The following is a 19,971-nucleotide window of genomic DNA, read 5'->3' as shown; positions in this document are numbered from 1 at the left end:
ACTGTTTAAAGACTGGCCAAAGCCCCTTGTGGGAGCGAGCTTGCTCGCGATGAGGCCATTACATTCAACATTTCTGTCGGCTGTTATACCGTCATCGCGAGCAAGCTCGCTCCCACAGGGTCTTGCATTCCAATCCGGGAATCGGTGAGTGGTCAAACAGCGGCGTTGTAGAACTGCTCGCTGCTCTTCTGCTCCACCAGCGCCTGTTCAATCGCCGCCTGGTGCACTTCGTCGGCATGTTCTTCGCGGGCTTCGGGCTGGATGCCCAGGCGTGAGAACAACTGCATGTCCTTGTCGGCTTGCGGGTTGGCGGTGGTCAACAGCTTGTCGCCGTAGAAAATCGAGTTGGCACCGGCCAGGAACGCCAGGGACTGCATCTGCTCGTTCATCGCTTCACGGCCGGCGGACAGGCGCACATGGGACTGGGGCATCATGATCCGCGCCACGGCGAGCATGCGGATGAAATCGAACGGATCGACGTCCTCGGCATTCTCCAGCGGCGTGCCGGCAACTTTGACCAACATGTTGATCGGCACCGATTCCGGGTGCTCCGGCAGGTTCGCCAGTTGGATCAGCAGATTGGCGCGGTCGTCCAGGGATTCGCCCATGCCGAGGATGCCGCCGGAGCAGATCTTCATCCCTGAATCACGCACATAGGCCAGGGTTTGCAGGCGCTCGCTGTAGGTGCGGGTGGTGATGATGCTGCCGTAGAACTCCGGCGAGGTATCGAGGTTGTGGTTATAGTAGTCCAGGCCGGCCTGGGCCAGCGCTTCGGTCTGTTCCTGGTCGAGGCGACCCAGGGTCATGCAGGTTTCCAGGCCCATGGCCTTCACGCCTTTGACCATTTCCAGCACATACGGCATGTCCTTGGCCGACGGATGCTTCCAGGCCGCGCCCATGCAGAAACGGGTCGAACCGATGGCCTTGGCCCGTGCAGCCTCTTCGAGGACCTTCTGCACTTCGAGCAATTTCTCTTTATCCAGGCCGGTGTTGTAGTGACCGGACTGCGGACAATATTTGCAATCTTCCGGGCACGCGCCGGTCTTGATCGACAGCAGAGTGGAAACCTGGACGCGGTTGGCGTCGAAGTGCGCGCGGTGCACGGTCTGCGCCTGGAACAGCAGGTCATTGAATGGCTGGACGAAGAGTGCTTTGACTTCGGCCAAAGACCAGTCATGACGCAGGTTGGCAGTGGTGCTGGCGCTCATGGGCATTTCCTTGATTATGCTTGGCTGGCGCCTGGGGCATCGAATACCCACAGGCGCGACACGGATGTTCGGCATATTTAAGGAAGAGTCATGCGCTGTCAACCACGATACAAAGGACCGGTTTACATCTGGTTAAAAAACAAACAATCCTGCCTACTGTGCGGCGAAAGCACCGATACGCCGCAACCTATCTGCACGCCCTGTGAAAGCGAGTTGCCCTGGCTCGGCGATCAATGCAGCGTCTGCGCCTTGCCGCTGCCCATGGCTGGACTGCGTTGCGGACAATGCGCCTCGCAACCGCCGGCCTTCGAACGGGTCCTGGCGCCCTGGGCCTACGACTTCCCGGTGGACAGCCTGATCACCCGTTTCAAGCACCAGGCGAAATGGCCCCTGGGCCGGCTGATGGGCGAATTGTTGGCGCAGTCGCTGCAACACCATTTCGACGAAGGGCTGGAGCGGCCCGACGCACTGGTACCGGTGCCACTGGCGACCCGCCGTTTGCGCCAGCGCGGTTTCAACCAGGCAGTGCTGCTGGCCCGCTGGCTCAGTGGGCCATTGGCGATCCCTTGTGAAGAACACCTGCTGCGACGCACCCAGGACACCCCCGCCCAACAAGCACTCGATGCCAGGGCCCGGCGGCGAAACCTGCGTCAGGCCTTTGCCCTGGCGCCGCAGGCTGCGTTGCTCAACCGTCACCTGGCGTTGGTCGACGACGTGCTCACCACGGGCGCCACCGCCCAGGCATTGGCCGCCCTGCTGCTCGATGCCGGCGCTGCGCGGGTCGATGTGTATTGCCTGGCGCGCACCCCGAAACCCGATGACTCGGCTTGACGCGCCGCGTCCAAGGCGCCAACGTCCGTCCATTAGCCATTGCCCGCAGTTTTCCGTCATGTCATTGCCCACGCTTCTGACCCAGCACATCGTTCGGCGCCCACAACGCATTGCGCTGCTGCAACACATCGCCGAACAAGGCTCGATTACCCGCGCCGCCAAGAGCGCGGGCCTGAGCTACAAGGCGGCGTGGGATGCCATCGATGAGCTGAACAACCTGGCGGACCAACCGTTGGTGGAGCGCAGTGTTGGCGGCAAGGGCGGTGGCGGTGCCAAGTTGTCGGAGGAAGGCCAACGCGTGCTGCGCCTGTATCAGCGCCTGCAAGCGTTGCAGACGCAACTGCTGGAAGCGAGCGAGGATGCCGGCGACCTGGGCCTGCTCAGTCGCCTGATGTTGCGCACCAGCGCCCGTAATCAACTGCATGGCAAGGTCCTGGGCATCGAGGCCCAGGGCCACAACGACCGGGTACGCCTGGAGCTGGCCCGGGGCCTGCTCATCGAAGCCCAGATCACCCACGACAGCACGCTGCGCCTGGAGCTGGATGTCGGCACCGACGTGGTGGCGTTGATCAAGGCTGGCTGGCTGCAATTGCACCCTGTCGAGCAAGCGGAAAAACCGGGGATCAATACGCTGCGCGGCATGATCGAACAGGTCGACGCCGCCGAAGACGGCCCCAGCGAAGTGCGTATCGGCCTGCCCAATGGCCAGACGCTGTGCGCCCTGGCCGACCCGCTTGAGCTACAAAAGCAGCATCTGGAAGGCGGCTCACCGGTGCAAGTGACGTTTTCAGCGACAAATGTGCTGCTCGGCACACCGTTGTAGCGCGCTGCAACAATAGTTTCATCGGCCCGCTTTAAGGTGACTGCCAAAACCAGCAGGGAGCCTGAGATGAGCCTATTAGAAGAAAACCAATCCACCGACCTGGAAAAGATCGTCGGCCTGAGCCGGCGCAGCTTCATCAGCGCCGGCGCCCTGTGCGGCGCGGCGATGTTCCTGGGCGGCAACCTGCTGAGCCGCAGCGTCCTGGCCGCCGCCGTGAGCGAAGGCAACAGCCGGCTGCTGGGCTTCAACAGCATCGCCGCCGCCACGGCCGACACCATCACGTTGCCGCCAGGCTACAAATCCTCGGTGCTGATCAGTTGGGGCCAGCCGCTGCAGAAAAATGCACCGGCCTTCGACCCCAGTGGCAATGGCACCGCCCGCGCACAGGAAGTGCAGTTCGGCGACAACAACGACGGCATGAGCCTGTTCCCGTTCCCCGGCGACAATAACCGGGCGCTGATGGCGATCAACAACGAATACACCAACTACCGCTACCTCTTCCCCCACGGTGGCCAGCCGCAGTCGGCCGAAGACGTGCGCAAGGCCCAGGCCAGCGAAGGGGTGTCGGTGATCGAGGTCCAGCGTCGTCGCGGCCAGTGGCAGTTCGTCCAGGAATCGCGCTACAACCGCAGGATCCACGGCAACACGCCGATCCGCCTGCGCGGCCCGGCCGCCGGCCACGACCTGCTGAAAACCAGTGCCGACAAGAGCGGCAAGAAAGTCCTGGGGACTTTCCAGAACTGCGCCAACGGCATGACGCCATGGGGCACTTACCTGACCTGCGAAGAAAACTTCACCGACTGCTTCGGCAGCAGCAAGTCCGACTTGCAGTTCGATGAAGCGCAAAAACGCTATGGCGCCACCGTCACCAGCCGCGAGATCAACTGGCATCTGTACGATCCGCGCTTCGACCTGGCGAAGAACCCCAACGAACTCAATCGCCACGGCTGGGTAGTGGAAATCGACCCGTTCGATCCGCAATCTACACCAGTGAAACGCACCGCCCTGGGCCGCTTCAAACACGAAAACGCCGCCCTGGCGCAGACCAATGACGGTCGCGCCGTGGTGTACATGGGCGATGATGAGCGCGGTGAGTTCATCTACAAATTCGTCAGCCGCGAGCGCATCAATCCGCGCAATGCCCAGGCCAACCGCAACCTGCTGGACCATGGCACCTTGTACGTGGCGCGCTTCGATGCCGGCGACGGCAACCCGGACCACCCCAAAGGCAAGGGCCAGTGGATCGAGTTGACCCACGGCAAGAACGGCCTCGACGCCAGCAGCGGCTTCGCCGACCAGGCCGAAGTGCTGATCCATGCACGCCTGGCCGCCAGTGCCGTGGGCGCCACCCGCATGGACCGCCCGGAGTGGATCGTGGTCAGCCCGAAAGACGGTCAGGTCTATTGCACCCTGACCAACAACTCCAAGCGTGGCGAAGACGGCCAACCGGTAGACGGGCCAAACCCTCGGGCCAAGAACGTCTACGGGCAGATCCTGCGCTGGCGCACCGACCGCGACGACCACGCGTCCAAGACTTTCGACTGGGACCTGTTCGTGGTAGCCGGCAACCCGACGGTACACGCCGGCACGCCGAAAGCCGGATCGTCCAACATCAACCCGCAGAACATGTTCAACAGCCCCGATGGCCTGGGCTTCGACAAGGCCGGCCGGTTGTGGATCCTCACCGACGGCGACTCCAGTAACGCCGGGGACTTCGCCGGCATGGGCAACAACCAGATGCTCTGCGCCGACCCCAACAGTGGCGAAATCCGCCGCTTCATGGTCGGGCCGGTGGGCTGCGAAGTGACCGGGATCAGTTTCGCGCCGGACCAGAAGGCCTTGTTCGTCGGGATCCAGCATCCTGGGGAAAACGGCGGTTCGACCTTCCCTGAACACTTGCCCAACGGCAAGCCGCGGTCTTCGGTGATGGTGATTACCCGTGAGGATGGCGGGGTCATCGGCGCCTGACACTGATCGTTCCCACGCTTTGCGTGGGAATGCAGCCAGGGACGCTCCGCGTCCCCAAAGCGTAACGCGGAGCGTCACATGAGGCGTTCCCACGCTGAGCGTGGGAACGATCACCGACAGCCACCACCTATCTGCCTCTGTCTGCGCTACCATGCTGGGCCGGACGCGGCAGCCCTGCCGCTGCGCAGGAGTCAGCATGTCCCATCCGTTTGAAACCCTCACGCCCGACCTGGTACTCGATGCCGTTGAAAGCATCGGCTTTCTCAGCGACGCCCGCGTGTTGGCCCTCAACAGTTATGAGAACCGCGTCTACCAGGTCGGCATCGAAGATTCCGAGCCGCTGATCGCCAAGTTCTATCGCCCTCAGCGCTGGACCAACGAAGCGATCCTGGAAGAGCACAGCTTTACCTTCGAGCTGGCCGAATACGAAGTACCCGTGGTCGCGCCGCTGATCCACAACGGCACCAGCCTGCACGAACACGCCGGGTTTCGTTTCACCCTGTTTCCCCGTCGCGGCGGCCGTGCACCGGAGCCGGGCAACCTCGATCAGCTCTATCGCCTGGGACAATTGCTCGGGCGCCTGCACGCGGTCGGGGCGACCCGTCCGTTCGAACATCGTGAAGCCCTGGGCGTGAAGAACTTCGGCCACGATTCGCTGGCCACCGTGCTGGCAAGCGGCTTCGTCCCGCGTAGCTTGCTGCCGGCCTACGAGTCGGTCGCCCGGGACCTGCTCAAGCGCGTCGAAGAGGTCTACGCCGCCACGCCCCACCAGAACATCCGCATGCACGGCGATTGCCATCCGGGCAACATGATGTGCCGTGACGAGGTGTTCCACATCGTCGACCTGGACGACTGTCGCATGGGCCCGGCGGTGCAGGACTTGTGGATGATGCTCGCCGGCGATCGCCAGGAATGCCTGGGGCAATTGTCGGAATTGATGGACGGCTACCGTGAGTTCCACGACTTCGATCCGCGGGAATTGGCGCTGATCGAGCCACTGCGGGCACTGCGCCTGATGCACTACAGCGCCTGGCTGGCGCGACGCTGGGACGACCCGGCGTTCCCGCGCAGCTTCCCGTGGTTCGGCAGCGAACGTTATTGGGGCGACCAGGTGTTGGCGTTGCGCGAGCAACTGGCGGCGCTCAATGAAGAGCCGTTGAAACTATTCTGACCCTACTGCTGGTCCCCCCGTGGGAACGAGCTTGCTCGCGATGGCGATCGAACATTCGACACCTTTGTCGACTGACACACCGCTATCGCGAGCAAGCCCGCTCCCACAGGGGATCTACGGTGATTGTGCACAATACTCACAGCGCAACCAGACAAATCTCCTTACAATCACTCCTTTGTTAGCTGCCTAAGCAAGGATTCTGCATGCAAGCCGCCAACCCGCGTCGCGGGTACATCCTGGGCCTGAGTGCCTACATCATCTGGGGTCTGTTCCCGATCTATTTCAAAGCCATCGCCAGCGTGCCGTCGGTGGAGATCATCATCCACCGGGTACTGTGGTCGGCCCTGTTCGGCGCTGTGTTGCTGATGGTCTGGAAACACCCGGGCTGGTGGCGCGAACTACGGGACAACCCACAGCGCCTGGCGATCCTCGCCCTGAGTGGGACACTGATCGCAGCCAACTGGCTGACCTACGTCTGGGCAGTGAACAACGAGCGTATGCTCGAAGCCAGCCTGGGTTACTACATCAACCCGCTGGTGAACGTATTGCTGGGCATGTTGCTGCTGGGCGAGCGCCTGCGCCGCATGCAATGGCTGGCGGTGGGGTTGGCGGCGGTCGGCGTGGCGCAGCAGGTCTGGCAAGTGGGCAGCCTGCCGTGGGTGTCGCTGGTGCTGGCGCTGACCTTCGGTTTCTATGGGTTGATCCGCAAGCAGGCGCCGGTCAAGGCATTGCCGGGGCTGGTGGTGGAAACCTGGATGCTGGTGCCGATCGCCATCGCCTGGTTGCTGTTCAATCCCACGGCCACCAGCGCCCAGGCCGCTTTCTGGACCACCTCCGAAGCCTGGTGGCTGGTGGCGGCCGGCCCCGTGACGCTGGTGCCGTTGGTGTGTTTCAACGCCGCAACACGGCATTTGCCCTACACCACCATCGGTTTTCTCCAGTACATCGCGCCGACGCTGGTGCTGCTGCTCGCCGTCACGCTGTTCGGTGAGCACCTGTCGTCCAGCACACTGGTAGCATTCCTGTTTATCTGGGCCGGGCTGGCGGTGTACAGCGTCGATGCCGTGATCAGCATGCGCCGACGCAGCTGATCAAAAAACACACAAACCTCTACAGGCCACGTCTGGCGTGGCCTGCGCTTATCCTTCCCAAGGTTATCCACAGCGTGATCCCCGCCCTTTGTGCACAAGCCCTTGAAAAGTGATGATTTTTTGACCATTCCCCGCTGAGCCCCGGTGGGTCTGGGCTGGAGCCGGGTCTCTACAGGTTATCCACAGGCAGGCGCAGTTTTTCCTTGGATAACCTTCGTCACGCTTCGTCGCTGAGCTTGAGCTCCACCATCAACTCATCGGCCAGCGTCTCCAGGCGCTCCTGCAACGTATCCAGCGACAGGGTCAAGGGCACCCCCAGGATCGCTTCGGCGTGGAACAGCAGCTCGCTGCTCATCGGTGCCGGCCGAACGTAGGTCACCAGACGCTCGACATTGACGCCCTGCTCGCTCAACAGCCGGGTGATGTCCCGCACGATGCCGGGACGATCGTTGCCCACCAGCTCCATGGTGATGGGTTTCCAGGTGCAGGACTCCTCAAGGGCGCTTTCAGCGATCAACACGCGGATGTCGTGAGTCGATAGCCCCTGCAAGGCTTCGATCAGTTCTTCATGGGCCTCGGCGGGGGCGCCGATTCGCAGGATCCCGGCAAACTGCCCGGCCAGGCGCGACATGCGGCTTTCCAGCCAGTTACCGCCGTGTTCGGCGATGCAATCGGCAATGCGCTCGACCTGCCCGGGCTTGTCCGGGGCGAAAACAGTGATGACGAGGTGGTCCATGGCGCAGTCCTCTTGTTGTGGAAGGGACAGTATAGGCAGGTGATCGCAAGCAGACCGCGGGCCTCGGGATTTATACCTCCCACAGAATGAGATCAGAAACATCGTGTACAAACATCAAGATTTATCTGGAACAATCCATCTGTTTTTTGAGAACATCCCGTGCCTCGTCGTGACTGTACTGCTTTAGTCGGTCGCGGAACGACGCAATTAGTCTAATTTTCACAACCGCAATTGATCATGTAGTATTCCGCAGCGAGCACTACATAACGTTGTACCGATGTCTGCTTAAGGCGCAGTCGCATCCCTGAAAAGCCCCGTCAGCAAGGCTTACCACCCAGCCGCCAGCGATGGCATGTACTGGTTCCGGGGTTTGTGCTTTAAATGTCCCGAGGCTTCATTGTCAAAATCGAAGAGCTGAAAAGCGAAATAGCTGAGCAGAGTGAGGCAAGCAATGACTGAACACGTTCAAGTCGGTGGCCTGCAGGTCGCCAAAGTCCTGTTCGACTTCGTGAATAACGAAGCCATTCCCGGAACCGGCCTCACCGCCGACGCGTTCTGGGCCGGTGCCGACAAGGTCATCCACGACCTGGCCCCGAAGAACAAAGCCCTACTCGCCAAACGCGATGATTTCCAGGCGCGGATCGATGCCTGGCACCAGGCCCGTGCCGGCCAGGCCCACGACGCCGTGGCTTACAAAGCCTTCCTGCAAGACATTGGATACCTGCTGCCAGAAGCGGCGGATTTCCAGGCTACGACCCAAAACGTCGATGACGAAATCGCCCGCATGGCCGGCCCGCAGCTGGTGGTGCCGGTGATGAACGCCCGCTTCGCCCTCAACGCATCAAACGCCCGCTGGGGTTCGCTGTATGACGCGCTGTACGGCACCGACGCCATCAGCGAAGCCGATGGCGCGGAAAAAGGCAAAGGCTACAACAAGGTCCGCGGCGACAAGGTCATCGCCTTCGCCCGTGCCTTCCTCGACGAAGCCGCGCCCCTGGCGGCCGGCTCCCATGTCGATTCCACCGCTTACAAAATCGTCGACGGCAAACTGGTGGTCACCCTCAAGGGCGGCAGCAACAGCGGCCTGCGTGACGATGCCCAGTTGATCGGCTTCCAGGGTGATGCCTCGGCACCGACCACCGTGCTGTTGAAACACAACGGCCTGCACTTCGAAATCCAGATCGATGCCAGCACCCCGGTCGGACAGACTGACGCCGCTGGCGTTAAAGACATCCTGATGGAAGCCGCGCTGACCACCATCATGGACTGCGAAGACTCGGTCGCCGCCGTCGATGCCGATGACAAAGTGGTGATCTACCGCAACTGGCTCGGCCTGATGAAAGGCGACCTGGCTGAAGAAGTCGCCAAAGGTGGCCAGACGTTCACCCGCACCATGAACCCCGACCGTGTCTACACCGCCGTCGACGGTTCGAGCGTGACCCTGCACGGCCGCTCGCTGTTGTTCGTGCGTAACGTCGGCCACCTGATGACCATCGATGCGATCCTGGACAAGCATGGCAACGAAGTGCCGGAAGGCATTCTCGACGGCCTGATCACCAGCCTGGCAGCGATCCACAGCCTCAACGGCAACACCAGCCGTCGCAACAGCCGCACCGGCTCGGTGTACATCGTCAAGCCGAAGATGCACGGCCCGGAAGAAGCCGCGTTCACCAACGAGCTGTTCGGTCGCGTCGAGGACGTGCTGAACCTGCCGCGCAACACCCTCAAGGTCGGGATCATGGACGAGGAGCGCCGTACCACGGTCAACCTCAAGGCCTGCATCAAGGCCGCCAGCGAGCGCGTGGTGTTCATCAACACCGGCTTCCTCGACCGTACGGGCGATGAAATCCACACCTCCATGGAAGCCGGCCCGATGGTGCGCAAGGCCGACATGAAAGCCGAGAAGTGGATCGGCGCCTATGAAAACTGGAACGTCGACATCGGCTTGAGCACTGGCCTGCAAGGTCGCGCACAAATCGGCAAGGGCATGTGGGCGATGCCGGACCTGATGGCGGCGATGCTCGAACAGAAAATCGCCCATCCAATGGCCGGCGCCAACACCGCCTGGGTTCCCTCGCCGACCGCCGCTGCCCTGCACGCGCTGCATTACCACAAGGTCGACGTGTTCGCCCGCCAGGCCGAACTGGCCAAGCGCACGCGTGCATCGGTGGACGACATCCTGACCATCCCGCTGGCCGTCAATCCGAACTGGACACCGGAGCAGATCAAGAACGAACTGGACAACAATGCCCAGGGCATCCTTGGCTACGTGGTGCGCTGGATCGACCAGGGCGTGGGTTGTTCCAAGGTGCCGGACATCAACGACATCGGCCTGATGGAAGACCGTGCGACGCTGCGTATCTCCAGCCAGCACATCGCCAACTGGCTGCGCCACGGCATCGTCACCCAAGACCAGGTGATGGAAAGCCTCAAGCGCATGGCGCCGGTGGTCGACCGCCAGAACGCCAGCGACCCGCTGTACCGTCCGCTGGCACCAGACTTCGACCGCAACATCGCCTTCCAGGCGGCGGTCGAGCTGGTGATCGAAGGCACGAAGCAGCCCAACGGCTACACCGAGCCGGTGCTACACCGTCGTCGTCGCGAGTTCAAGGCAGCCAATGGGTTGTGATTGAGCGGTAGACGCGGCACAAAAAAGCCCTGATCGAAAGATCAGGGCTTTTTCATTGCAAAATCACCAGGCCCTGGCTGATGCTTGAGTCATTGCGGCAAGGGGATTTATCTGTGGGAGCAAGGCTTGCCCGCGATGAAGACAGCGCGGTCCTTGGTGAACCGAGGCGCCTGCATCGCGGGCAAGCCTTGCTCCCACAGACGATTTTAAAGATCCATCCCCAACTCATGCTTGACCAACCCCAGCAGCTTGTCGGTATCAATCGGCTTGAGCAGAAAGTCCACCACGCTCAGGTGCATGGCTTCGATGGCGTCTTTCACGTCGGCATCGCCCGACACGATGATGATCGGCAGCGCCGCCCGCGGCGACTCGCGCACCAGGCGAATCAGTTCCAGGCCATCGACATTGCCCATCCGCAGGTCGGTAATCAACAGGCCGATCGATGGCTTGGTTTCCAGCATCTTGAGTGCCGTTTCACCACTGGCGGCGGTCATGCAGTGAATCCCGTCCAACGCCAGGATCTCCGACAGCAGCTCACGAGCGTCCTTGTCGTCATCGACGATCAAGACGCGCTGCGGCGGCAGGTCAGGTTCCAGCATGACGGCACTCAGCGCCTCGCGCTCGGCGTCACTCAAAATATCGTGGTCGGACATGGTGCTCTCTACGTTCTTTAAATCGATCCCCTGGCACAGTGGTCAGACATCGTTCTGCGGCGCTTCAATGTGCACTTCGTCGGATTTTTTTCCAAGAACATTTAATGAAGATTTTTCTGACGCTTGGCGTAGGATTTTTCCGTAAGCCTAGCCCTAGGCTGCGACCTAGACTTACGTCCAATGGGCACCCCGCGCTGAGGGGCCGACCATGGGAGAACAGATCGACCACAACAATTCAAAAAAGACTGCGTAATGGTTATGAAAAAAGCGGACGCCTTCACCCAGGCAGGGAAAACCGCGGTGTTGCAAAACATCCAGGGGACACTGCAGTTTCTCCAGCGTTTCCCACCGTTCAACCAGATGGAAAACGCCCACCTGGCCTATCTGGTGGAGCAATGCCTGCTGCGTTTTTATGCGCCGGGCGAAACCATCATCAAACCAGCCGACGGCCCGGTGGAGCACTTCTACATCGTCAAGCAAGGCCGGGTGGTGGGTGAACGTCCGCATACGGCCAAGGGTGGCACCGAGACCACCTTCGAAATAACCACCGGCGAATGTTTCCCCCTCGCCGCGCTGCTGGGCGAACGGGCCACGCGCACCGAGCACCGGGCCGGCGAAGACACGTTCTGCCTGCAGTTGAACAAACTGGCCTTCATCAAGCTCTTCGCCCTGTCCGGCCCGTTTCGCGACTTCGCCCTGCGTGGGGTCAGCAGCCTGCTCGACCAGGTCAACCAACAGGTCCAGCAAAAGTCCGCACAAACCCTGGGCACCCAGTACTCCCTCAACACGCGGCTGGGCGAATTGGCGATGCGCCATCCGGTCAGTTGCAGCCCGGACACGCCGCTGCGCGAAGCCGTGAAGCTGATGCACGACCAGCAGGTCGGCAGCATCGTGGTGGTGAACGAACAGAAAGCCCCGGTGGGGATTTTCACCTTGCGCGACCTGCGGCAGGTGGTGGCCGATGGGTCCGGGGATTTTTCCCAGGCCATCGTAGGACACATGACTCAGGCACCGTTTTTCCTCTCGCCGGACCACAGCGCCTTCGACGCCGCCATCGCCATGACCGAACGGCACATCGCCCACGTCTGCCTGGTCAAGGACCAACGCCTGTGTGGCGTGGTGTCGGAGCGCGATCTGTTTTCCTTGCAGCGCGTCGACCTGGTGCACCTGGCCCGGACCATCCGCAACGCGCCCAGGGTGGAAAACCTCGTGGCCCTGCGCGGCGAAATCGGCCAACTGGTGGAGCGCATGCTGGCCCACGGCGCGTCGTCAACCCAGATCACCCACATCATCACCCTGCTCAACGACCACACCGTGTGCCGGGTCATCGAGCTGACCCTGATCGACAAGGGTGACCCAGGCGTGCCGTTCAGTTGGCTGTGCTTCGGCAGTGAAGGCCGGCGCGAACAAACCCTGCACACAGACCAGGACAACGGCATTTTGTTCGAGGCCCGGGACGCCGCCCATGCCGCGCAGATCCGCGGTCTGCTGCTGCCCATTGCCCAGCAGATCAACCAGAGCCTGGCCTTGTGCGGCTTCACCTTGTGCAAGGGCAACATCATGGCCGGCAACCCCGAGCTGTGCCTGTCCCGTGCTGAGTGGGCCCGGCGCTTTTCGGCATTCATTCGCGAAGCAACCCCGGAAAACCTGCTGGGCTCGAGCATCTATTTCGACCTGCGGGTGGTCTGGGGCGATGAGCAAGGCTGCGAGCAACTGCGCCGGCAGATCCTCGATCAAGTGGCCGATAACCGTTTGTTCCAGCGCATGATGGCCGAAAACGCTCTGCGCCACCGCCCGCCCGTGGGCCGCTTCAGGGATTTCGTACTGAGTCGCAAGAACGGCGAAAAAGCCACCCTCGACCTGAAAGTGCAAGGCCTGACGCCCTTCGTCGACGGCGCCCGTCTGCTGGCGCTGGCCAATGGCATCGAAGCCAACAATACCCTGGAGCGCTTGCGGCAATTGGTCGACAAGCAAGTGATCGAACCGCTCGATGGCGCAGCCTACGAAGAGGCCTATCACTTCATCCAGCAGACCCGCATGCAGCAACATCAATTGCAAACCCGCGAGAACCTGCCCTATTCCAACCGCGTCGACCCCGACAGCCTCAACCATCTGGACCGACGCATCCTGCGCGAATCCCTGCGCCAGGCCCAACGCCTGCAAAGCAGCCTGAGCTTGAGGTATCAGTTGTGAGCATTTTTTCCTGGTTGCGCCCAGCCCAGCCAATGTTGTCCGAAGAAATGCAAAGGCGCCTGGAATGCCTGCCGACGGCTTCAGCCTTGAGTGAATGCGACCTGCGGGAACAACGCTGGGTCGTGCTGGACCTGGAAACCACCGGGTTGAACCTGAACAAGGACCAGGTGCTGTCCATCGGCGCGGTGGTCATCGAAGACGGCGCCATCGACTTCAGCCAGCAGTTCGAACGCACCCTGCAATGCGATAAGCAGAAACTCGGGCCGAGTGTGCTGATCCATGGCCTGGCGCCCAGCGCCATTGCCGCCGGCAGCGACCCGGCCGAAGCGCTGCTGGCGTTCATGGAGTTCGTTGGCGACAGTCCGCTGCTGGCCTTTCATGCGCCGTTCGATTCCCACATGCTCGGGCGCGCCTTGAAAGACTACCTGGGCTATCGCCTGCAGCATTCGTTCCTCGACGTGGCGGATCTGGCACCGATGCTTTGCCCCCAAGCCAACCTGCGCAAGTCAGGCCTGGATGAGTGGATCGACTGGTTCAAGCTGCAAGTCTTCGACCGCCACAACGCCAGTGCCGACGCCCTGGCCACGGCGGAACTGGCGCTGATCCTGTTCAGCCGCGCCCGCCAGCAACAGATCCTGAGCCCGCTTGACCTGCAACAACGCCTGAGCCACTGGAAACGACGGCAGCAGGCGCCTTCGCTCTAAACCCTCTGCTCCGAGGGTGGTTCACCTGTGGGAGCAAGGCTTGCCCGCGAGGGCATCGCCTGGGATTGACAGGCTGACCGAGTCGCCTGCATCGCGGGCAAGCCTTGCTCCCACAGATTCATTCAGACCCACAGATCGAGTCCCGATCAGCGCCAATTGCTTTCCCGCCTCCGCCTCTGCCACAATCGCGAACAATTCTCGTTACTTAAAACGTCGGTGATGTTCCGTGTCGTCAGTCCCCAGTCCTCATAGTGATTTGGTTGGTGCGTTGTACCGCGACCATCGCGCTTGGCTATTGGCCTGGCTGCGACGCAACGTGGCGTGTTCGCAACGGGCCGAAGACCTGAGCCAGGACACTTTTGTGCGCTTGCTGGGTCGCGAGGAACTGAAGGCGCCCCGCGAGCCCCGGGCGTTTCTGGTAGCCATCGCCAAGGGCCTGTTGTTCGACTATTTCCGTCGAGCGGCATTGGAGCAGGCCTACCTCACCGAACTGATGCTGATCCCCGAGGCCGAACAGCCCTCGGTGGAAGAACAGCAAATCATCCTCGAAGACCTCAAGGCCATCGACCGCCTACTTGGCAAACTGTCGAGCAAGGCCCGCGCAGCCTTCCTCTATAACCGCCTCGACGGCCTCGGCCACGCCGAAATCGCCGAGCGCCTGGGGGTTTCGGTGCCGCGCGTACGGCAGTACCTGGCCCAAGGCATCCGACAGTGCTACATCGCACTCTATGGTGAGCCGACATGAGCCAGGCCCATGCCAAACCGGTCTCGGCCAACGTGCTGGATGCCGCCATTGCCTGGCAGTTGTCCCTGGACTCGAGCAGCGCACAGCAGCGTGAAGCCTTCGCCCAATGGCATGCCGCCGACGAAGAACACGCCCGGGCCTGGCGACAGCTGGGCATGCTTGACCAGCGCTTCAGTGTGGCCACCGGACCGGCGCGCGCCGCGTTGCTGCAATCGCGGGTGAGCATTCGCCGACGGATACGCAAGGTTGGCAGCGGCCTGGCCAGCGTTATCGCGGTCATCGGCCTGGCGTTGTTTGCCGGCGATCGTTACCTGCCGCTGGATTACTGGCTGGCCGATCAGCGCACCGCGACAGGCGAACAGCGCACTCTGCGCCTGGCCGATGGCACGCTGATCAACCTCAACACCCACAGTGCCCTGGACGTGCGTTTCGATGACAAGCAGCGCCGCATCGTCCTGCAGGAAGGCGAGATCCTGGTGGAAACCGGCCACGACGACCCGCGGCCGTTCATCGTCGAAACCCGCGAAGGCAGCCTGCGCGCCTTGGGCACACGGTTCCTGGTCAAGCGTGAAGACGAAGGTACGCGCCTGAGCGTGTTGAAATCCGCTGTGGCCGCGTATCCGCAGGCCACGGACAAGGAACAGATCCTGCGCGAAGGCCAACAAGTGCTGATGCGCCGCGACGGCCTTGGGCCGACCCTTGCCTTGAACCCCGGCGCCGATGCCTGGACCCGCGGCATGCTGGTGGTGGACAACGCGCGCCTAGAAGATCTGGTCCACGAACTGGGGCGTTACCGGCATGGCTACTTGGGTGTCGCGCCACAAGTGGCGGACCTGCGCATCACCGGCAGCTTCCCGCTGCACGACACCGACCTGGCCTTGACCGCCCTGCTGCCGACCTTGCCGGTGCAGGTCGAGCATCACACGCGGTGGTGGGTGGTGGTGGGGCCGAGGGCTGAAGCCAAGCCCTGAAGGACTTTGTGTCAGTGATGGCCTCATCGCGAGCAAGCTCGCCCCCACATTGATCGGGTTGCCCACGAGTCATCCTGTGGGAGCGAGCCAGCTCGCGATGAGGCCATTCGCCCCACCACAAAGCCACCACCAGCAAAGCGAATCTAAATTATTTTCATCCAACCCTATCACTTTTCAATTTTCATCCGGCACCCAGGCAATTGAGAAATATTTCCATTCAGGAGCCGCCGTATGTCCCGCCCGCTAGACACCCTGTTGCGCCCCAGCCTGTTGGCCATCGCCATTGCCTTCGCCACTCCCTTCGCCAGCGGCCCGCTATTGGCTGCCGAACAGACCTCGAGCGTGCGCACCTACAACCTGCCCGCCGCGCCACTGGCCAGCACCTTGAACCAGATCGCCGGCCAGGCCGGTCTCGCCCTGAGCCTGAATCCGTCCCTGGCCTCGGGCAAGACCTCGGCCCCGGTCCAGGGCCAGTTCGATGCCACGGGCGCATTGCGCGAAGCCTTGCGCGGTACCGGCCTGCAACTGGAACAAAGCAGCGCCGGCACCTACAGCCTGATGGCTGTGCCTGAAGGCGTCATGGCCTTGCCGGAAACCAGTGTGATCGGGGCCGGCCTCAGTGAAACCGCGTGGGGCCCGACCGAGGGCTACGTCGCCACCCGCACCGCCGCCGGGACCAAGACCGATACGCCGATTGTCGAACTGCCGCGTTCAGTCTCCGTGGTCACGCGCCAACAGATGGAAGACCGTTCGGTCCTCAACCTCAATGACGCCCTGCGCTACACCGCCGGTGTGCAGAGCAGCGGCTACGGCTCGGACTCGCGCAACGACTGGCTGTTGGTCCGCGGTTTCATACCGACCCAGTTCCTCGATGGCCTGCCGCTGCCCAAGGGCAACTACATCACGCCGAAAATCGAGCCCTGGAATCTGGAGCGCATTGCCGTGCTGCGTGGCCCGGCCTCTTCGGTCTACGGCCAGACACCCCCTGGCGGCATGCTGGACATGGTCAGCCGTCGTCCACAAGCCGAAAGCAGCAATGAAGTCGAGCTGCAGGCCGGCAGCTACGAACACAAGCAGATCAACTTCGACAGCACCGGCAAGGTCGATGACGAAGGCCAGTTCCTCTATCGAGTCAGCGGTACCGTGCGCGACAGCAACTCCCAGGTCGATCACATCCCGGACAAGCGCTACAACCTCGCGCCGAGCCTGACCTGGAACATCAACGACGACACCCGCCTGACCTTCCTGTCCCAATACACCCGCGACGACACCGGCATCACCGGGCAATTCTTGCCACTGCAAGGCACCAAGCTCTCTTCGCCAGCGGGCAAAATTTCCCACCACAAGAACCTCGGCGACCCGGACTGGGAATTCTACGACCGTACCTACTACGCCCTCGGTTATGCCTTTGAACATCGCCTGAACGACACCTGGCAGTTCCGCCAGAACCTGCGCTACACCAAGAGCGACCTGGAGACCCAAGGCATTTCCGCTGGCGGGCAATTCTGGCCGGCGGGGCCTGAGGAAGCAGTGAGCGCCGATGGCACCGTCAAACGCAGTGCCAGTGTCGTCGACGAAGACATCAGCCAATTCGCCGTGGACAACAACTTCCAGGCCGACTTCCAGACCGGCGCCCTCAGCCACACCCTGCTGCTGGGCCTGGACCACCAGCGCTCCAACAGCAATTCGCGCTGGTTGTGGGGCTCGACCGGCGTGCCAACCAGCAACATCAACAACCCGATCTACGGACAGGATTTCTCCAATGTCCAGTACTTCACCATGTACGACTACAACCAGAAAACCAACCAGACCGGCCTATACGTCCAGGACCAGATCGCCCTGGACAACTGGCGCCTGACCCTCGGTGGTCGTGAGGACTGGATTCACACCGGTACCGAATTCCACAACCAGAACAACGTCACCAACACCCAGCGCGACAAGAAATTCAGCGGCAACGCGGCGTTGAGCTATGTCTTCGATAACGGTGTGACGCCCTACATTTCCTTCGCCCAGTCGTTCCAGGCAGCGGCAGGTTCAACCGTCAACAGCACCGAAGCGTTCAAACCCACCGAAGGCGAACAATACGAAGCGGGTATCAAGTACCAGCCACCCGGCACCAAGACCCTGCTGACCGCTGCGGTGTTCGACCTGACCCAGAAAAACAACTCCGTCACCGAAAACAACGTCACCCGCCAGGTGGGCGAAGTCCAGGTGCGTGGCCTGGAACTGGAAGCCTCGGGCGACGTGACCGACAACCTGAAACTGATCGGTTCCTACACCTACAACGACAGTGAAATCACCAAGGGCACGGCGGCGGAAAAAGGTAAGCGCATGGCCCAGGTGCCGCGCAACCAGGCCACCGCCTGGGCGGACTACACCTGGCATAACGGCCCGCTGGATGGCTTTGGCGTCGGCGCCGGTGTGCGTTATGTCGGCGACACCTACGGCAACACCACCAACACCGACTGGGGACATGTCGGGTCCTACACCGTGTACGACGCCTCGGCCCATTACGACCTGGGCCGTCTGAACAAGACCCTCAAGGGGGTCACGGTGGCGGTGGACGCAAAGAACCTCTTCAACAAGGACTACCTGTCCACCTGCGACGGCTTCTACTGCTACTACGGCGACCAGCGCAACGTCGTCGCCAGCGTGAATTACAAATGGTAAACGGTTAGCATTTGCATACCCACTTTAGCGGGCACTATGTGGGAGCAAGGCTTGCCCGCGATGGAGGCGACTCGGTTTCGGAAGGACCGTATCGCCTGTTTCGCGGGCAAGCCTTGCTCCCACAGATATCCCTCGCCACAAGGTGCCCTTTTACATCCGGATCGCTCATGAAAAGCAAAACCATCCGCCGCTGGTCCTTCGTCCACACCTGGACCAGCCTGATCTGCACGGTGTTCCTGCTGATGCTGGCGATCACCGGGCTGCCGTTGATCTTCCACCATGAAATCGAACACCTGCTGGGTGACGCTCCGCAGCTTCGGGAAATGCCGGCCGACACACCGCCGCTGGACCTGCAACAACTGGTGGAAAAAGCCAAGGCCCATCGCCCAGGTGAAGTGGTCCAGTATTTTGGCTGGGACGATGACGACCCCAACGGCGTCATCACCATCATGGCGCCGACACCGGGCACCGAACCCAACTCGTCCCACACCTTCATGCTCGACGGGCGTACCGGCGAGGCCCTGGAAATGCCCTCGGCCAATGGCGGTTTCATGATGGTCATGCTGCGCCTGCACGTGGACCTGTTCGCCGGGCTGCCGGGCAAGTTGCTGCTGGCGTTCATGGGCCTGCTGTTCGTGATCGCCATCGTCTCCGGGGTGGTCCTGTACCTGCCGTTCATGCGCCGCTTGAAGTTCGCCACGGTGCGTCAGGACAAATCCACGCGCCTGCGCTGGCTCGACCTGCACAACCTGATCGGCGTGGTCACGCTGGTCTGGGCGCTGACCGTGGGCGTCACCGGCGTGATCGCCGCGTGCGCCGACCTGATCATCGCCGCCTGGCGCAACGACAGCCTCAGCGCCATGGTCGAACCCTACCGCAACGCCCCACCACTGACCCAACTGGCACCGGCCACCCGACTGCTGGACATCGCCAAGGACGTCGCGCCGGGCATGGAGCCGAGTTTCATTGCCTTCCCCGGCACGCTGTTCTCCAGCGAGCACCACTACAGCGTCTTCATGAAAGGCGACACCCACCTGACCTCGCACCTGCTCACGCCCGTGCTGATCGATGCCACCACTTTGGACGTCACCGCCGTCGCCGAACGGCCGTGGTACATGGACGTCATGAGCCTATCCCTGCCGCTGCACTTCGGTGACTACGGTGGCCGGCCGATGCAGATCTTCTGGGCAACCCTCGATGTGCTGACCATCATCGTCCTCGGCAGCGGCGTTTACCTGTGGCTGGTGCGGCGTAAAACGGCCAAGCGGGCAACCGTCGGCACGGAGGTCGCCTCGTGAGGCCTCGGCAGTCGAGTTTCTGGAAAGTGTTTGGTATTCCCCTGATGATCGGTGCGCTCAGCGCGGCGGGGTTGTTCAGCGCATTGCTGGGTGACGGTCTGTGGGACGCCGTCAGTTGGCTGGGGTTGGGCATACCCTCCGTGTTGGCGGTGTGGGGATTGGTCCCACGCCGCTGAGTCATCCGGGCGCTCACTCGCCAGAGTGAGCACCCTCTCTCCTCCTCATACGACAACCGCAGTACGCCAGGTTGTTTCAAACCGCACAGTCTTTGACATATTTA

The 19,971-nt window shown here is 62.0% G+C and carries 16 protein-coding genes; 13 read left to right on the top strand and 3 right to left on the bottom strand.

The annotated features are described in order from the left end of the window. Nucleotides 1–152 precede the first annotated feature (152 nt). Nucleotides 153–1,208, bottom strand: a complete 1,056-nt coding sequence (gene bioB, locus F7R20_RS25170) for a biotin synthase BioB (protein ID WP_003206240.1) — start codon at nucleotides 1,206–1,208, stop codon at nucleotides 153–155. Nucleotides 1,209–1,298: 90 nt separating this feature from the next. Between bioB and F7R20_RS25165 the strand changes: the two genes are divergently transcribed. The 5 genes from F7R20_RS25165 (at nucleotide 1,299) to rarD (ending at nucleotide 7,092) form a co-directional block, all read left to right on the top strand. After that, entirely contained in the window at nucleotides 1,299–2,039 is a 741-nt protein-coding gene (locus F7R20_RS25165; RefSeq protein ID WP_003206243.1) for a ComF family protein, read from the top strand. Between the two features lie 58 nt (nucleotides 2,040–2,097). Next, the gene (locus F7R20_RS25160) at nucleotides 2,098–2,862 is read left to right on the top strand and encodes a TOBE domain-containing protein (protein ID WP_003206245.1); all 765 of its coding nucleotides are present in this window, start codon (nucleotides 2,098–2,100) and stop codon (nucleotides 2,860–2,862) included. 66 nt (nucleotides 2,863–2,928) lie between these two features. Then, complete coding sequence (locus F7R20_RS25155; protein ID WP_003206246.1) at nucleotides 2,929–4,830, top strand: PhoX family protein; 1,902 nt, start codon at nucleotides 2,929–2,931, stop codon at nucleotides 4,828–4,830. Between the two features lie 196 nt (nucleotides 4,831–5,026). Then, nucleotides 5,027–6,001, top strand: a complete 975-nt coding sequence (locus tag F7R20_RS25150) for a serine/threonine protein kinase (RefSeq protein WP_003206247.1) — start codon at nucleotides 5,027–5,029, stop codon at nucleotides 5,999–6,001. 203 nt (nucleotides 6,002–6,204) lie between these two features. After that, nucleotides 6,205–7,092 (top strand): EamA family transporter RarD, encoded by an 888-nt coding sequence (rarD, locus tag F7R20_RS25145; protein ID WP_003206249.1) that lies wholly within the window; start codon nucleotides 6,205–6,207, stop codon nucleotides 7,090–7,092. Nucleotides 7,093–7,309: 217 nt separating this feature from the next. Here rarD and F7R20_RS25140 read toward each other — a convergent pair whose 3' ends face one another. After that, entirely contained in the window at nucleotides 7,310–7,828 is a 519-nt protein-coding gene (locus tag F7R20_RS25140) for a glycine cleavage system protein R (RefSeq protein ID WP_003206251.1), read from the bottom strand. 451 nt (nucleotides 7,829–8,279) lie between these two features. Here F7R20_RS25140 and F7R20_RS25135 point away from each other — a divergent pair, with 451 nt between their 5' ends. After that, complete coding sequence (locus tag F7R20_RS25135; protein WP_003206253.1) at nucleotides 8,280–10,457, top strand: malate synthase G; 2,178 nt, start codon at nucleotides 8,280–8,282, stop codon at nucleotides 10,455–10,457. A gap of 206 nt (nucleotides 10,458–10,663) precedes the next feature. On the opposite strand, the gene F7R20_RS25130 is transcribed toward F7R20_RS25135, so the two are convergent. Next, nucleotides 10,664–11,110 (bottom strand): response regulator, encoded by a 447-nt coding sequence (locus tag F7R20_RS25130; protein WP_003206256.1) that lies wholly within the window; start codon nucleotides 11,108–11,110, stop codon nucleotides 10,664–10,666. Nucleotides 11,111–11,368: 258 nt separating this feature from the next. Between F7R20_RS25130 and F7R20_RS25125 the strand changes: the two genes are divergently transcribed. From F7R20_RS25125 to F7R20_RS25095, 7 genes are all read left to right on the top strand, one after another. After that, complete coding sequence (locus tag F7R20_RS25125; RefSeq protein ID WP_003206258.1) at nucleotides 11,369–13,303, top strand: putative nucleotidyltransferase substrate binding domain-containing protein; 1,935 nt, start codon at nucleotides 11,369–11,371, stop codon at nucleotides 13,301–13,303. Beyond that, nucleotides 13,300–14,007: a 3'-5' exonuclease gene (locus F7R20_RS25120; protein ID WP_003206260.1), complete on the top strand. Its 708-nt coding sequence runs from the start codon at nucleotides 13,300–13,302 to the stop codon at nucleotides 14,005–14,007. Before F7R20_RS25125 ends, F7R20_RS25120 begins: the two co-directional genes overlap by 4 nt. 226 nt (nucleotides 14,008–14,233) lie before the next feature. Then, entirely contained in the window at nucleotides 14,234–14,752 is a 519-nt protein-coding gene (locus F7R20_RS25115) for an RNA polymerase sigma factor (protein ID WP_003206261.1), read from the top strand. Further along, nucleotides 14,749–15,723: a FecR domain-containing protein gene (locus F7R20_RS25110; protein ID WP_003206265.1), complete on the top strand. Its 975-nt coding sequence runs from the start codon at nucleotides 14,749–14,751 to the stop codon at nucleotides 15,721–15,723. Before F7R20_RS25115 ends, F7R20_RS25110 begins: the two co-directional genes overlap by 4 nt. Before the next feature lie 231 nt (nucleotides 15,724–15,954). Further along, the gene (locus tag F7R20_RS25105) at nucleotides 15,955–18,393 is read left to right on the top strand and encodes a TonB-dependent siderophore receptor (protein WP_003206267.1); all 2,439 of its coding nucleotides are present in this window, start codon (nucleotides 15,955–15,957) and stop codon (nucleotides 18,391–18,393) included. Nucleotides 18,394–18,560: 167 nt separating this feature from the next. Further along, nucleotides 18,561–19,691 (top strand): PepSY-associated TM helix domain-containing protein, encoded by a 1,131-nt coding sequence (locus F7R20_RS25100; protein ID WP_003206268.1) that lies wholly within the window; start codon nucleotides 18,561–18,563, stop codon nucleotides 19,689–19,691. Then, the gene (locus tag F7R20_RS25095) at nucleotides 19,688–19,867 is read left to right on the top strand and encodes a hypothetical protein (RefSeq protein WP_003206269.1); all 180 of its coding nucleotides are present in this window, start codon (nucleotides 19,688–19,690) and stop codon (nucleotides 19,865–19,867) included. Before F7R20_RS25100 ends, F7R20_RS25095 begins: the two co-directional genes overlap by 4 nt. Nucleotides 19,868–19,971 lie beyond the last annotated feature (104 nt).

This window comes from Pseudomonas brassicacearum subsp. brassicacearum (assembly GCF_008801605.1).
Lineage (GTDB): Bacteria > Pseudomonadota > Gammaproteobacteria > Pseudomonadales > Pseudomonadaceae > Aquipseudomonas > Aquipseudomonas brassicacearum.
The sequence above is the reverse complement of the archived record's forward strand: the minus strand, read 5'-3'. Positions and strand labels throughout refer to the sequence as shown.

Bases quoted from the DNA above. Each gene is read 5' to 3' on its own strand.
- bioB (WP_003206240.1), bottom strand. From the start codon at position 1,208: ATGAGCGCCAGCACCACTGCCAACCTGCGTCATGACTGGTCTTTGGCC.
- F7R20_RS25165 (WP_003206243.1), top strand. From the start codon at position 1,299: ATGCGCTGTCAACCACGATACAAAGGACCGGTTTACATCTGGTTAAAA.
- F7R20_RS25160 (WP_003206245.1), top strand. From the start codon at position 2,098: ATGTCATTGCCCACGCTTCTGACCCAGCACATCGTTCGGCGCCCACAA.
- F7R20_RS25155 (WP_003206246.1), top strand. From the start codon at position 2,929: ATGAGCCTATTAGAAGAAAACCAATCCACCGACCTGGAAAAGATCGTC.
- F7R20_RS25150 (WP_003206247.1), top strand. From the start codon at position 5,027: ATGTCCCATCCGTTTGAAACCCTCACGCCCGACCTGGTACTCGATGCC.
- rarD (WP_003206249.1), top strand. From the start codon at position 6,205: ATGCAAGCCGCCAACCCGCGTCGCGGGTACATCCTGGGCCTGAGTGCC.
- F7R20_RS25140 (WP_003206251.1), bottom strand. From the start codon at position 7,828: ATGGACCACCTCGTCATCACTGTTTTCGCCCCGGACAAGCCCGGGCAG.
- F7R20_RS25135 (WP_003206253.1), top strand. From the start codon at position 8,280: ATGACTGAACACGTTCAAGTCGGTGGCCTGCAGGTCGCCAAAGTCCTG.
- F7R20_RS25130 (WP_003206256.1), bottom strand. From the start codon at position 11,110: ATGTCCGACCACGATATTTTGAGTGACGCCGAGCGCGAGGCGCTGAGT.
- F7R20_RS25125 (WP_003206258.1), top strand. From the start codon at position 11,369: ATGAAAAAAGCGGACGCCTTCACCCAGGCAGGGAAAACCGCGGTGTTG.
- F7R20_RS25110 (WP_003206265.1), top strand. From the start codon at position 14,749: ATGAGCCAGGCCCATGCCAAACCGGTCTCGGCCAACGTGCTGGATGCC.
- F7R20_RS25105 (WP_003206267.1), top strand. From the start codon at position 15,955: ATGTCCCGCCCGCTAGACACCCTGTTGCGCCCCAGCCTGTTGGCCATC.
- F7R20_RS25100 (WP_003206268.1), top strand. From the start codon at position 18,561: ATGAAAAGCAAAACCATCCGCCGCTGGTCCTTCGTCCACACCTGGACC.